This is a genomic window from Lentilactobacillus sunkii DSM 19904, assembly GCF_001435575.1.
Lineage (GTDB): Bacteria > Bacillota > Bacilli > Lactobacillales > Lactobacillaceae > Lentilactobacillus > Lentilactobacillus sunkii.
Genome location: NZ_AZEA01000016.1, coordinates 1 through 14,453 on the forward strand (window position 1 = coordinate 1; position 14,453 = coordinate 14,453).

Sequence of the window (14,453 nt, forward strand, 5' to 3'; positions counted from 1 at the left end):
ATTCACCAACAACAGTTGACGAAGAGCCGAAATCTAAATTAGATTTCGAGCTTCTTTGGTTTTAGTAATTAATTATCAAAAATTAAATTACTTCTTGAGGCCTTCCCATTTCCAGTCAACAACTTCTGGAAGATCAGTACCTTCTTGACGGATGAATGCATTATGCTTGTCGATAGTGTCATTCATGCGTTGGATGAAGTAACTAGCCTTAACAGTGTAAGCTGGAATATCTTGAACAGCTTCCTTGGCAAGGTCGAAACGATCCAATTGGTTCAAGACACGCATGTCGAATGGTGTAGTGATATCACCATTTTCACGGTAGCCATGAACATGAAGGTTGTGATTGTGACGGTCGAAGAAGATATCCTTGATAAGTCCTTCGAAGCCATGGAATGCGAAGATAACAGGCTTGTCAGTAGTGAACAAGTTGTCAAAGTCTTCGTCACTCAATCCACGAGGGTCAACCTTAGGTGAACGAAGCTTCAATAAATCAACAACGTTGATGTAACGAATCTTCATTTCAGGGAATTCCTTGTTCAAGATTGAGATAGCAGCCAATGCTTCCAAGTTAGGTTCTGAACCTGCGGCAGCAAAGACAACATCTGGTTCTTGACCTTGGTCAGTTGATGCCCAATCGATGTAGCCAAGACCATTCTTAACGAGGTTTTGTGCTTCATCCATTGTGTACCATTGACGACGTGGGTGCTTTGAAGTAACAATCAAGTTGATCTTTTCGTAAGTTCTGAATGCAACATCACCAACAGCTAACAATTCGTTAGCATCGGCTGGAAGATACTCACGGATGAATTCAGGCTTCTTCTCAGCTAAATGAGTTAACATACCTGGATCTTGGTGGGTATAACCATTATGATCTTGCTGGAATACTGTTGAAGTATCAACAAAGTTCAATGAAGGATATTGCTTTCTCCAGTATTGTTCTGAAGCTTTACGCAACCACTTCATGTGTTGAGTCAACATTGAGTCAACAACACGTCCGAATGATTCGTAAGTAGCAAAGAATCCATGACGACCAGTCAATACATAACCTTCAAGCCAACCTTCTGCTTGGTGTTCTGAAAGTTGTGAGTCGATAACACGACCATGGTTTGAAAGATCTTCATCATATGGTTCGTGAATGTCTTCCATCCATTGACGCTTAGAATCGTCAAGCAAGCTGTAAAGACGGTTTGACTTAGTTTCATCAGGACCGAATCCACGGAAGTTGGTTGGGTTAAGTTCTGCAACTTTTTCCAACCAGTTTGACCATTCAATCATATCTTGCTTCTGAGTAACACCACGATCAAATTTAACTTCGAAGTCGTGAATATCAGGAAGCTTCAATGGTTCTGGCTTGATACCACCGTTAGTGATTGGGTTAACTGACATACGCTTGTCGCCCTTAGGAGCAACTTCGCGAATTTCTGGTAAAAGTGTACCATTGTCATCAAATAATTCTTCTGGCTTGTATGACTTCATCCAGTTGATGAGCAAGTCTTTGTGTTCCATTGAGCCTGCAGCAACAGGAATTGGAACTTGGTGAGCACGGAATGAACCTTCGATAGGGTTACCATCGAGATCCTTCTTAGGACCAGTCCAGCCTTTAGGTGAACGGAAGACAATCATTGGCCAGTTAGGCAATTTAACATTGTCAGGAGTTTCGTTTTCACGAGCATTCTTTTGAATTGACTTAATTTCTTCAATAACATGATCAAGAGTCTTGGCAAAGTCTTCTTCAACCTTGGCATGATCTGTATCAGCAGCTGCTTCAACAAAGTATGGATCCCAGCCCATTCCCTTGAAGTAACTGGTTAAGTCTTCGTCACTCATACGTGAAAGGATAGTAGGGTTTGAAATCTTGAAACCGTTCATGTTAATGATAGGAAGAACAGCACCATCAGTAATTGGGTTGATGAACTTGTCAGAGAACCATGAAGCAGCCAATGGGCCGGTTTCTGATTCACCATCACCAATTTCAACAGCAGCGATTACATCTGGGTTGTCTAAGATAGCACCGGTACCATGTGAAAGTGAGTATCCAAGTTCTCCACCTTCATGGATTGAACCTGGAGTTTCTGGTGCGGCATGAGAAGCAACTCCACCTGGGAATGAGAATTGCTTGAACAACTTAGCCATACCTTTTTCATCTTGGCTGATATTTGGATAGATATCTGAATAACTGCCATCAAGGTATGAGTTGGAAACCATAACTTGGCCACCATGACCTGAACCTTCGATGTAGAACATGTTCAAATCGTATTTGTTAATAACACGGTTCAATTCTGCATAGATAAGGTTTTGAGAAACGATAGTTCCCCAGTGACCAATAGGCTTAACCTTTACATCTTTGGCTTCTAAAGGCTTCTTAAGCAATGGGTTGTCGCGCAAAAACAATTGACCTACTGAAAGGTAATTAGCGGCACGCCAGTACTTATCAACTAGTTCCAAATATTCTTTGGAATCGTAATCTACTGTCATTAATTAACACTCCTTCTTCGATTTAGCAACAAACTTCTGTATAGAATGTCCGTAAAAATTCACCAACAAAAATTGATCAATTTACATCACTAATACTAAACGATATTTTCAAAAAGTCAACCTTTTAGAAAATTGATACGGTCCAATATTTTGTGACCTGAAATCCTATACTTATAAGCCATTATGGACGATATCAAATCCATAGTCCACTATTATTAATGTTTTGTAACAAAATTTTCAGGAATTTTACCTGGTCAATTTGTTCCATGAAATGAATGCCTTTAAACTGAGATTTTCAAATGAGAAAACGGTGAAAAGAAGAGTCAAAAAAACAGTAAATCAATTATCGATTTACTGCAGTCCGTTTACACATTTTATAAGCTACTGAATCATGTGTGAAACAATCTCTGTCCCTTGTGGCGTTGCGGTAATTCCTGCAAAGACTAACAGTAGAATTCCGAAAATGATAAAGACAACCCTCACTGCCGGACGATTCTTTTGCCGCCAACCGTAAGATAAAACGAATAGGCCGAGTGCGGCAAAAATTACCATGATGTATAGGTTCATGAGGGTGCCTTCTTTCGTGGGTGAGATTTGCTTTTGTGGAATGGTTTTGCAAAGTTTGCTCTCTTGAGCTCCCTTTTTATCGTGCCAAAACGAGCTTCGACGACCGGCTGTAAGCCTGCCTAGCCTACTTGGCGACGGACCAGATGCTAACTTAGCCCCAACAATTAGGTTGCTTTGTGGAATCGTTTTGCAGAGTTTGCTCTTTTGAGCTTCCATCTTACCGTGCCGAAACGAGCTCCGACGAGCCTGGTACTAACTTCTAAGGCAACTCTGACTAAAACCCAAGCCCAGGGTTTCAGTCAGAGTTGCCTTAGAAACCGTACCACCCGGCTCTCGTTGCTCTCTACTTATCTTCATCCAAATTCACAAACGTATTATAATTCAAATACTTATAATGAATTCGCATATTTGAAACTTCAAACGGAGTACCATCATCCAGGAAGAAAATGCCTTCCATTACGCCGACCGGCTCCACCGGCTTCAAGCCTAACAGTTCCTGGTCTTCTTTGGTTGACGGATCTGCCGTGATTGTCATAAATGACTTGGTGACCGAAGTTCCGGTTGCATCTTCGAAGTAGTTGAAGATGGAACCTTCAACTCGTTCCTTATTTAATTCCGGAGCCACCCTAATTGGAATATAACCCAACTCGATCATGAACGGACTGTCGTCAAATGAACGCAGGCGCTTAATTTCGTACACAAATTCCCCCGGATTTAAAAACAATTCGGTTTGAAGTTCTTCACTTGCCGGAATGACTTTGAAATCCAGCAGCTTAATTTGGGGAGTCTGGCCGTCGCTCTTAAAGCTGTCGGTAACTCCCAGGTTGGACCCTTCGTATTGGAATATTGTTTGATTCTTTTGGTACAGCGGATTAATAAACGTTCCCGATCCCCGTTTTTTGAAAATGATCCCCTGATTGGCCAAAACATTCAAAGCGCGTTTTATTGAACTGCGGCTAACACCATAGGATTCACTGAGGCTTCGTTCATCAGGCAGCTTTTTTGATTCAAATTCATTTGCCTGAATGCGATTCTTCAAGTCCTTCATGATGTTGCGGTATACTAAATCAGCCATTTGTGCTCCTTATTAAATCGTTAAATTGATCTGTTGGAATAAAGTATAACAGATTATCTAATTTTGTTCAGACAGATTACTTGTCATGTTGTGATAAAATGTCGTTGAGGTGTTATCAAATGTCAAAGAAAAATAAAAACAAGGTTCATAAAACTTTAGTTGAACAAATTTTAGACAAGCACAAAATTTCCTTTGTCCAAATGGAATTTCCAACCCACAAGGAAGGCGACGTTGAACAGATCAGTGTCGATCACGTGGACACTGACGAACATCAGATTTTCAAGACCCTGGTGTTCTCCGGTAAAAAGACCGGGCCAGTTGTCGGTGTCGTCCCAGTTGACGAACACTTGGACGAAAAAAAGCTTGCCAAAGTATCCGGGAATAAAAAAGTGAACTTGGTCCCCCTCAAGGACCTGTTGAAGACTACCGGTTACCAACATGGTGCCAACACACCAATTGGGATTTGGGAAAAGTTCCACTACCCAATCTATGTTGATCAGGAAGCCAAAGAAATGGGCGAGATCATCGTCTCATCCGGTCAAATCGGTCGCTCGGTTAAAGTTGATGCCCAGCAGATGGTCAATCTGATCGGCGGAAAATTTGCCGACATAAAGGAATGACTGCATGCTCAAATATATTCTGACAAACATTGGATTGGTACTCGGATTAGTGATCGGAGTACCATTTCTTTTTATCTTTTTGCTCTCAACAATTAACCACCGCACCAAGCAGCAGATTGCCAATCGTTTTGGTGTCGGCGGCCAAATCGGCTTTGGCTTCTTGGGAATTATCATCCATGAAACCAGTCACTTGATTGTCGCTCTGGTTTTTGGTCATCATGTCGATCAAGTCCGGCTGTTGCGCATCCCTTCGGCTGAGAACAACAGCTTGGGATACGTCCACCATACGTGGAATAGCCGCAACCTGTATCAGAACATGGGCAACCTGTTCATTGGTGTGGCCCCGATCTTCGGCTGCTGTCTGGCAACTTTACTACTGGCAAAATTCACCATTCCAGAAATCTACCAATCACTGGTGACGGCTACCCAGCAGTCATTTAGTCAAATGACCTTCATGATGCCGGCATTCAGCTGGCCGTCCATGCTGATCTTCTTGGTGGTCGCCGCCAACATCTGCATCGGCGGCTTCGACCTCAGCCAAGCGGACTTTCAAAATTCCAAGCAGGGTTTCTGGCAGGCTGTCACCTTTTTGGTTCTGGTGACCTTAGTTATTTCTGTAACGCCACTTCAGGCAGGCTTTTTCAGTCTGTTAAGTCACTTGACGATGATCATTGTGGTGGTTTCATTATTCAACCTATTGATTTCAATCATCATGAATCTCATTTTCCGATTCATTTAGTTCCATTCCATTCGTCGACAAATTCGCCTACAAAGTCCTGCATGACCTGTTGGCGGTGTTCGGCGATTTTTTTGGCTGTCGGGGTATTCATTTCATCCTTAAGCTTGAACAATTTCTCATAAAAATGATTAATCACCGTTCCCCGTTTGCGGTACTCCGCCTTATCCATCCCCGTCCGCGGCATGATCCGGGGATTGTACATAATTTCGCCAAAGTGACCGCCAAAGTAAAATGTTCGGGCAATCCCGATGGCACCAATTGCGTCCAATCGGTCAGCATCCTGGACAATTTGCCCTTCCAGTGACAGCTTGTGGTGAGTTTTTAAATTGGCACTGTACGACATGTTATCAATGATTTCAAAGACTTTTTTGACGAAATCGTCATCGTAGCCCACACTGGTCAATTCATCCACAATCGCCTTTCTCTTGGCTGCCGGGTTCGTCGTGACCTTGTCATCGCTGACATCATGCAGATAAGCAGCAATAGTCACCAGCGACTCATCGGCCTCTTCACCCTTTAAGATTAATTTTGCCAAACTGACGACCCGTTCAATGTGGGTGTAGTCGTGACCAGTGGTTTCATAGCCAAGTTCTTGTTGAACGAACTCGCGAATTTGTCTTAATCCATTTATCATGTGGCAACTCCTCTAATTTAATATTGAATATCATACATTCTTCACTTACGCTATCATATAGTATATCTTTTCTGATGTGAAAAATCGTTTTACGTCCAATATAAAAGCTCAAAAATGATAAAAAAGGAGCTGTTCATCAATGGGCCAAAGTAAAATTGAATTCTTAAAGCAGGCGACTGCATTAGCCTTCGAAGGCAAGCCGGTTGTTAAACACTACGCCACTGATACCGAAGATCCGATGTTTATCTATGAAATCTCAGATATTCAATCTCTCAACATGACCGACCATTTTGGAAAATATGACCTGTCTCCGGTTTTGAAAATCATCAACCTGTTGGGGCAGTGTCGGGCAAAATTCAGCACATCCCCCATATGGGACGGTGACGGAAATTTTGTGTATTTCGACATTCAAGTCGAAGATGTCACGCCCCTGTGGGATGGAAATGACTATAAAGGTAAGTTTGAGATATTTAAATAATATCACCATAAAAGAAGCCCCAACGCACAAGCAAATGTGTCGTTGGGGCTTCTTTATTGAGTAAATCTCATTAATTGAACAAATTAGTTAATTGAGTAAACCGACCGATTCTTCAAAGCCGCTTTATAAGCCGCAACAGCCAGGTTGACCTGACCAACACCGTAAAGTTGACTTGTGGCTTTTTTGATGGAGCCTGAATTGTTAACATATCTCAACATTGCGTATAGTGGAGTGGCTTTCTGACCTGTCCGCATAGCAGTTGAGTTGACATATTTATTGGTGGCAGAATTATTGGATAATGCAATGATCGCCTCCGCAGTCGAATTGGCGTTGGGCGTGGTTTTGCAGGCATACGTGTAGCCAAAGGCACCATTACCCTGAGCAAGGCTGTACAAGAACTTTTGGCCCTTTTGAATGCTTGATTCAACAGTTGAAGCTTTAGACTTGCCGCGATACAGACCAGTCAGGACCATACTGGTGACGTCGGAGTCTTTGGCACCTTGGGCATTATTGTATGTCCAGCCGTTATTGTTCAATTGAGAGTTAACCAATCGGGCACTCAAGCTGGCTTTGCTGAACTTGGCACCGCTGGGCTGCTTGAATCGGCTGCTCATTGAAACGGCAATCAAGGTTTCAGCTTGTGAACTGGATGTCTGCTTTGAAACATTTGCATGATAAAGCCGAGAAACAAGATTTGTGCCCTTCTTGTGATGATAAAGCTTAAAATTAGTTGCATTCATTCCCATTGCTTGAACCGCCATGACAGCGTTGGCCAAGCTGGCAGAAGTACTGGTGCTTTTAACAACCAAATTTTTGCGCAACAAATTCTTTTCGTGAGTTGTGAATTTGTAGTGGTTTCCTCTCAACCCAAGCAGAAAATCCGAATAGCCAGATGCCGCACCAGTGTCCGGGTATAATTTACGGCTAAAAAGGGCACTGGTTTTGCCGGATAATCCGGTCTTGTTTTCTTTCAGCATTTTTTTCGCATAACGATATGTGAGTGCAGTTCGCCGATGAATCGTGGAAGTCGCAGCTTTATGCACGGAAGCTGCCGTTGCACTGGTAGCGAATGTCATTGTGGCCAAAACCGCAGCTGCAGACACCAAGACATGTTTCAATAATTTATTCATCATAAATCCTTTCTTTTTAAAAGCTTGAATCCTACTTGTTATAGTTCATAGAAATTTTGTCGCCATCCTTGATCGTGTAAGCACCCATCGAGGTGTTGGGCTCACTGCCATTGATTGAATACAGCCAACCCGTCATGGTTCCGGCAGGACCTGCATTGTAGCCATTGATGCCTTTGACGTAAGCGGTAATTCCTGAACCGGTAATTGTCACTGCCAAATTGTTCTTGGCAGCCAATGCCTTCAAGGCATCTAATGCTGTAGCACCTTTGGTAAGGGTGACACTTCCACTGGCCAGCACGGATCCGTTGGCATTGACGCTGACAGTGACCGTTTCATTTGTGGTATTGGTATTTGAACCGGAATTATCATTCGTTCCTGAACCATTCGTGGAATTGTTATTAGAATTGTTTGTCGATGATCCATTCGTCGGTGTGGTTGGAACTGTTGGTGTAGTCGGAACTGTTGTTGAAGTAGATGACGATGAGCTTGGAGTTGTCGGATTAGGGGCAACCGTTGTCGTTGAGCTATCGGCATTTTGACTGCTGGACTTAGTAATCTTGGTAGCCATTACCAACTTCTTATTGCCTGAAACGTAACGGCCGTTCGTTAATAACAAGCGGCTTGTGTGACCATAGCCAACAACTTTTCGAACAGCTAACGATTTGTTTTTCTTAACATGATGCTTTTTATGTGTGAGTTTGAGATTGCTGTATTCGTTGATACCCTTGGAACTAATTGCTTTAATTCGGGTCACTTTAGCAGAATAGTAAGCATTGGATAAATACTTACCAGAGGCCAGCGTATAGCCGGTCTTGCCGCTATTAACATTTTTAACCTTATAAACGGTTTTGCCTTGTGTATTGGTGGTCTGTCGGATGACAAGGAACATCGGGCGTTTGGTTCTGCTTTGCTTGTGATAAGTCGTAACAAGATTATGCTTGGTAAAATGAGTCCCTTTATACAACTTAACCGTGGTTAAAGCATAGACGTATGATCCCTTGGCACTCTTGGGCTTCTTTGGAATCGTTGGTTGGACAATTGGTGCAGTCGAACTGCTTGAAGCAGCCGAAGAGATCGACGAACTCGATGAACTTGGTTGGTTGATAATTGTGGTGTAATTGTTATTAATGACCGTGCCGCTGGTTGAATTGCTGTTGGCATTGGTATCAACAACTTTGATATTGTTAATTGAGGCAACCCCAACTGCCCGGTCGGCAATTGCCGCCTCACTGTTGGTGTCGCCGTTAATCTTGGTAATGTATGTTTCAAGCGTTTGGTTGATTGAATTAATTGCTGTTGTTTTATCGGTCTCAGACGACTTCGAGTCATTATTGATGGCCTGTCTTTGAGCGGCTGCAGCATCATTTAATTGTCCCAGTTCACGGGCTCTAAATGTTGGATTTTGGGCAAATGAGAAGATCCAGCCCTGGCCACCATCTTTGGTAAATTTAGCCTGTTGCAATGTGTATGTTGCCTGCTGTAAGAGCATTGAATTGCTGTCGGAAGAAACATCTTTCTGATCCAGCAACTGTTGAACCGGTGCTTTATAGTCGGACTTGCCATTTAATGATGTATAAACATCAACACCAGCTGCAGCAAGGCCGTTGGTCATGGTGATATTGTTATACTGGTCTTCCTTGTTGGCAGCGTCACTGGTACCAAATCCACCGTCTTTTAGATAGTAATTATTTTCAACTTCGGTCACTGCTTTTTGAATGGCAGCAGGAACCCCGGGTTGGCTCATGTTCATTGAAAGTGCAAGAATTGCCCGGCCAGTGGGATCAACATCTCCCCAGCTGGTTTTCCAAACCCCAGTCTTTGAATCTTGGGCTGCTAATACTTCTTTGGTCAATTCGGTGCGGGCAGCTTCACTGTCCTTGCCATAACTACCAGTGCTTAAGCCTTCCAAATCATTGATAATTGTGTATAAATCGACTTTGGCAACTTTTCGCGCAGGATCATTGACCACTTGGGCAGCCAAATTCTTCTTTTCAACGTTTTGAGGATCGTTACCAAGTGCCCGAAGCCCAATCATTCCAGCGACGTTTGAAACGCCGGCAAGATCTTGATCCTTCCCGCTGATAAAGCCATTTGTGGTAATAATCGTGTTATAGGCATTTTGCGTCTGAGCATCGGTAATCCCGTTATCGCTGGTTGCCAGAATTGCGGCATCCCAGGCATCAAGCGTCTTCTTTTGGGAAGTCAGCTTAACCCCTGTCGTAATCGCCGAATCCACATCAGCAGCGGTATCTGCTTTGACAAAATTACCGCCACCAATAAATAGCAGGAACATCCCTACTACCAGTGATAGCCAATATATAAACTGTTTTTTCTTCATGCGTCTGTTCTCCTCCAATAATCCAATAGTGATGAAACCTCAACAAGACAAACAATTGAACACAACAAAAAAGCCCGGCTAGTATTAACTAGCCAGGGCCGCTTCTTTAATCACTAATAACCTAAATTCAGACATTGAATTTGAACACACGAAATATCCGATAGATACGCTATTAATTGACAAAGCCGACCCTAAGAAGCTTTGCAATCGGCATAACAAACGTATCCTGACTTGATCTCTTCCTACAACTGTCCTCTTTCCAGTGTGAACCAGTGAGTTGTGACAGCTTCGTCAATCTTACAGTAGCGAAGGGGCTGTAAAGGTTTTTCACCTTTTTCCGTTTTATTATGCTTCTTAACATAGAAAATTATAGCATATCATGAGGAATAGTTTATGGGATTTCGAGAAATTAATTACTGATAAGAATCATATTAAGATAACTCAATAATAAAAACCGCCCGGTAGTTTACCAGACGGTCATTTAAAAGTTATCAAGAGCCTAGTTAGACCATTTCCACGTTGGGTTCCAACCAACCTTGCTCAATTTGTGATGAAGATCATTAACTTTCCCAAGATAATACTTGTTGTTTTTAAAATATTGAATAACAAATTGCTTTTTCTTTTGTGGTACAAAGTAACTGTATGAAGCATCCAAAGTATCTCGGAAACTGTTATTTACAACTTTAGTTGAATGTGCTTTCACGACCACCGACTTTGTTGGCTGAAAGACAGGTCGATCATATAATCGATAACCACTCAAGTTGGCAAACCATAGCTTTGAGAAATAAAATTTTACGTTGTATTCACTCCTATTTTGAATCTTGGTATCATATACGGCAACGCTTCCCAAGGCCTCATGGAGTTTATCCGAAACATGACTCAGTCGTTTATTAAAACGAAACTTAAAATTAATATGATCATTCTGGCTTGAGCGTGCCAAAGCCCCATAGTTAACAGTACTTGCATTCGCCGCGGTTGGGATAAGAAGTAAGGTTCCCATTGCTACGGTAAGAATTATTAGCGACTTATGATTTCTTGTCATAATTTTTTCCCCTTTATTTAAATGCTTTTGGGTAATATTTAGCAAATTACCCATCCGGATCTATTATGACACCGCTTATTTTTTTGCAAATGTAGTTATATATTGATTACGTTTTGTTAATGTGGTTAACTATTATTTCCATAAAATTTGATTTGACATGCTACACCTTGATTGGGATATTTAACGCTCTTCCTCGGTTTAGTCTGTCTTTGAGGACAGCTCCGACGGCCGGAGGAACGCCTGCCTAGCCTACTTGGCGACGACCCTGGCCCCTACTGCATAACTAAAAAAGCCAATGATGAGAAAACCAGTCATCACTGACTTTTTCTAAGATTGATTTTTTGGATCCATCAAATCATTGATACTACAAATTACTTTGGATATTTAAGTATCTTTTCAGGATTCGTCTGCCTCCGAGGACAGCTCCACAAACCAGCTTCCTCCGTTTAATAAAATAACCGGTAATGATGCATGAATCGCATCACTACCGGTTATTCCATTAATACTCAGAAGCTAAACGGTTTGTTCCGCTCACTTATTTTTCTACATTAGTCCCCTCATAATCGTCAATCATAATCTGCTTCAGATCGGCAATCAAAGGTTCCTTTGGATTGGCAGTTGTGCATTGATCTTCGTATGCCAATACTGACAGACGATCAACAGCTGCATCGAATTTGGCTTTGTCTACGCCCCAAGCCTTCAAGCTTAAGGTTACGCCTACTTCATGAGCCAACTTGATAATCTTTTGAACTAATCCTTCGATCAATTCATCGTCGTTCTTGCCTTGGATACCAACGTAACGGGCAATTTCTGCATAGTCCTTGTTGGCACGGAAGTACTCGTACTTAGGCCATGCGGCGATCTTTTCAGGTAATTTGGCATTGTAACGGATGACATGAGGCATTGTGATTGCAATTGCAATACCATGAGTCAGGCCAAACTCTCCGCCAAGTTTGTGGGCAACTGAATGGGTAATTCCAAGGAATGCGTTAGCGAATGCCATTCCGGCAAGGGTTGCGGCGTTATGCATTTCTTCCTTGGCGTGCATGTTGCCATTGTACGAATCTGCCAAGTTGTCAAATACCAGCTTGATAGCTTGCAGTGACAATGGACGAGTGTAATCTGATGCCATGGTTGATACGAATGATTCGATTCCGTGGCATAAAGTATCCAAACCTGAAGCGGCAATGTTGCCCTTTGGTACAGTTTCGACAAATTGTGGGTCAACAATTGCTACATCTGGTGTCAAGGCATAGTCAGCCAATGGGTACTTAACATGAGTCTTTGAATCAGTGATAACAGCGAATGGTGTTACTTCTGAACCGGTACCTGAAGTAGTTGGGATCGCGATCATCTGAGCCTTCTTAGGCTTGTTGAAACGGTATGCCCGCTTTCTGATATCCAGGAACTTCTGCTTTGCACCGAAGAAGCTGGTCTTAGGGTCTTCGTAGAATAACCACATGTTCTTAGCGGCATCCAGTGGTGAACCACCACCAAGGGCAATAATTGTGTCAGGCTTGAAGGCGTTCATTTGACGAACACCCTTTTCAACTGTGTCAGTTGTTGGGTCTGGCTCAACGCTTGAGAATAATGAGTATTCAACTCCGTCTGGACGGCGTTTCAATTCATCAAGCACCTTGTCAACGTAACCAAATTCAACCATTTCTGGGCTGGTTACAATAAATACCTTCTTGATTCCAGGCATATCCATCAGGTAACGAACTGAAGTCTTTTCAAAGTAAACACGAGGTAACTTAATCCATTGCATATTATTTCGTCTCTTTGCGATAGTTTTGATGTTCAACAGGTCATAGTCGGTAACGTTATGAGAAATTGAGTTAGCTCCCCATGAACCGGTACCCAAAGTCAATGATGGTGTCATTTCGTTATAAAGGTTACCAAGGCCACCGAATCCACCTGGTGTGTTAACCAGAACACGGGCTGCCTTCATCTGCTCACCGAACTTGAGGGCCAAGTCGTCATCCAAAGTTTGGATGCCGGCAGTGTGTCCCATTCCACCAAAGTGAAGTAATTCGTCACAGATCTTGAATCCTTCTTCATGGTTCTTTGATTTGTAAATACTGATAACTGGGCTCAGCTTTTCAGCTGACAATGGGTATTTAGGACCAACACCGGTAATTTCGGCTGCCAAAACCTTTGTGTTGTCAGGAACTTTGATACCGGCTAATTTAGCAATAACCTTTGCTGATTTACCGGCGATTGGGCCTTTAACAGCGCAAGTCTTAGGGTTGAACATTGCTTCGGCTAATTTGGCCTGGTCCTTCTTTTCAACGAAGAAGACACCGTTCTTAACCAATTGTTTCTTAACTTCGGCATAAATGTCAGTATCGATAACTGCACTGTTTTCAGTGGCACAAATCATACCGTTATCAAATGTCTTTGAGAGAACCAAATCATTTACGGCACGCAGAATGTTGGCAGTCTTTTCAATATAGACAGGACCGTTACCAGGGCCAACACCCAAAGCAGGCTTTCCAGTTGAGTAAGCAGCCTTAACCATGCCGGGACCACCAGTAGCAAGGGTACTTGCAACGCCGGGGTTGTTGATCAGCTTGTTGGTAGCTTCGATACTTGGTTCTTCAATCCATTGGATACAGCCTTCAGGAGCACCGGCAGCAATCGCAGCGTCACGAACAATCTTGGCAGCGGCAATTGATGACTTCAATGCTTGTGGATGGAAGCTGAAGATGATTGGGTTTCGAGTCTTCATTGAAATAATTGATTTGAATAAAGTAGTAGAAGTTGGGTTGGTAACTGGTGTGATTCCTGCAAGAACACCCAGAGGTTCAGCAACGGTAATCAGTTGACGTTCTTTATCATCCTTGATAACGCCCACGGTCTTGTGGTCGCGGATGCTGTGCCAGATTTCTTCAGTGGCATACATATTCTTAATGGCTTTATCTTCAGCAACCCCACGGCCGGTTTCTTCATAGGCCATGATTGCCAGATCCATATGTTTGTCTTGGCCGGCCATTACCATTTGGTGAGTGATGTGGTCAACTTTTTCCTGATCAAATGAATCCATAATTTCGAGGGCTTTTTGAGCCTTTGATACTAATCCGTTAATCATAGTATCAACATCGGTTGTTTCAGCCTTTGCTGATTTGGTTTCTTTTGCTTTGTTATCAATCATTGATTTTCCTCCAATGAAAAGTTTGTAGGTTGTTTGTTCTTTGTTATCTTTTTCACAAGATTAATAATATCACGTATTTTCAAAATGTAAACAGTTTTGTTCAAAAAATCACAATTTATTTTTTGTAAGTGCTTCCAGACTGTTCTAACAGTAAACAAAAGAAAAAGGGCTTGTTCAACAAGTCCTTTTTCTATGAAAGCG

At 42.5% G+C, this 14,453-nt stretch carries 11 protein-coding genes and 1 riboswitch; of the genes, 3 read left to right on the plus strand and 8 right to left on the minus strand.

What is annotated here, in order from left to right; genetic code table 11:
* Window positions 1-87: 87 nt before the first annotated feature.
* From FD17_RS09095 to FD17_RS09105, 3 genes are all read right to left on the minus strand, one after another.
* Window positions 88-2,475, minus strand: a complete 2,388-nt coding sequence (locus FD17_RS09095; RefSeq protein WP_057825816.1) for a phosphoketolase family protein — start codon at window positions 2,473-2,475, stop codon at window positions 88-90.
* A 381-nt stretch (window positions 2,476-2,856) separates the two neighbouring features.
* Window positions 2,857-3,042, minus strand: coding sequence for a hypothetical protein (locus FD17_RS13195; RefSeq protein ID WP_156653615.1), 186 nt, complete (start codon window positions 3,040-3,042; stop codon window positions 2,857-2,859).
* Between the two features lie 343 nt (window positions 3,043-3,385).
* Window positions 3,386-4,117 carry a GntR family transcriptional regulator gene (locus FD17_RS09105; protein ID WP_057825819.1) on the minus strand — a complete coding sequence of 244 codons (732 nt, stop codon included), beginning with the start codon at window positions 4,115-4,117 and terminating at the stop codon, window positions 3,386-3,388.
* Window positions 4,118-4,236: 119 nt separating this feature from the next.
* Here FD17_RS09105 and ybaK point away from each other — a divergent pair, with 119 nt between their 5' ends.
* Both ybaK and FD17_RS09115 read left to right on the plus strand, forming a co-directional pair.
* Window positions 4,237-4,737 carry a Cys-tRNA(Pro) deacylase gene (ybaK, locus tag FD17_RS09110; protein WP_057825821.1) on the plus strand — a complete coding sequence of 167 codons (501 nt, stop codon included), beginning with the start codon at window positions 4,237-4,239 and terminating at the stop codon, window positions 4,735-4,737.
* 4 nt (window positions 4,738-4,741) lie between these two features.
* Window positions 4,742-5,476, plus strand: coding sequence for a hypothetical protein (locus FD17_RS09115; protein WP_057825823.1), 735 nt, complete (start codon window positions 4,742-4,744; stop codon window positions 5,474-5,476).
* Here the strand turns inward: FD17_RS09115 and FD17_RS09120 are convergent.
* The gene (locus tag FD17_RS09120) at window positions 5,469-6,110 is read right to left on the minus strand and encodes an HD domain-containing protein (protein WP_057825825.1); all 642 of its coding nucleotides are present in this window, start codon (window positions 6,108-6,110) and stop codon (window positions 5,469-5,471) included. The genes FD17_RS09115 and FD17_RS09120 overlap by 8 nt on opposite strands.
* Before the next feature lie 139 nt (window positions 6,111-6,249).
* Here FD17_RS09120 and FD17_RS09125 point away from each other — a divergent pair, with 139 nt between their 5' ends.
* Window positions 6,250-6,588: a hypothetical protein gene (locus FD17_RS09125; RefSeq protein ID WP_057825827.1), complete on the plus strand. Its 339-nt coding sequence runs from the start codon at window positions 6,250-6,252 to the stop codon at window positions 6,586-6,588.
* 83 nt (window positions 6,589-6,671) lie between these two features.
* On the opposite strand, the gene FD17_RS09130 is transcribed toward FD17_RS09125, so the two are convergent.
* The 4 genes from FD17_RS09130 to adhE all read right to left on the minus strand — a co-directional run bounded on the left by FD17_RS09130 (window position 6,672) and on the right by adhE (window position 14,252).
* Window positions 6,672-7,718 (minus strand): prenyltransferase/squalene oxidase repeat-containing protein, encoded by a 1,047-nt coding sequence (locus FD17_RS09130; RefSeq protein WP_057825829.1) that lies wholly within the window; start codon window positions 7,716-7,718, stop codon window positions 6,672-6,674.
* A gap of 31 nt (window positions 7,719-7,749) precedes the next feature.
* Window positions 7,750-10,056, minus strand: a complete 2,307-nt coding sequence (locus tag FD17_RS09135; RefSeq protein ID WP_057825832.1) for a DUF5776 domain-containing protein — start codon at window positions 10,054-10,056, stop codon at window positions 7,750-7,752.
* A 199-nt stretch (window positions 10,057-10,255) separates the two neighbouring features.
* Window positions 10,256-10,451, minus strand: a riboswitch (cobalamin riboswitch).
* 104 nt (window positions 10,452-10,555) lie between these two features.
* Entirely contained in the window at window positions 10,556-11,098 is a 543-nt protein-coding gene (locus FD17_RS09140) for a hypothetical protein (protein WP_057825834.1), read from the minus strand.
* A 535-nt stretch (window positions 11,099-11,633) separates the two neighbouring features.
* Window positions 11,634-14,252 (minus strand): bifunctional acetaldehyde-CoA/alcohol dehydrogenase, encoded by a 2,619-nt coding sequence (gene adhE, locus FD17_RS09145; RefSeq protein WP_057825837.1) that lies wholly within the window; start codon window positions 14,250-14,252, stop codon window positions 11,634-11,636.
* Window positions 14,253-14,453 lie beyond the last annotated feature (201 nt).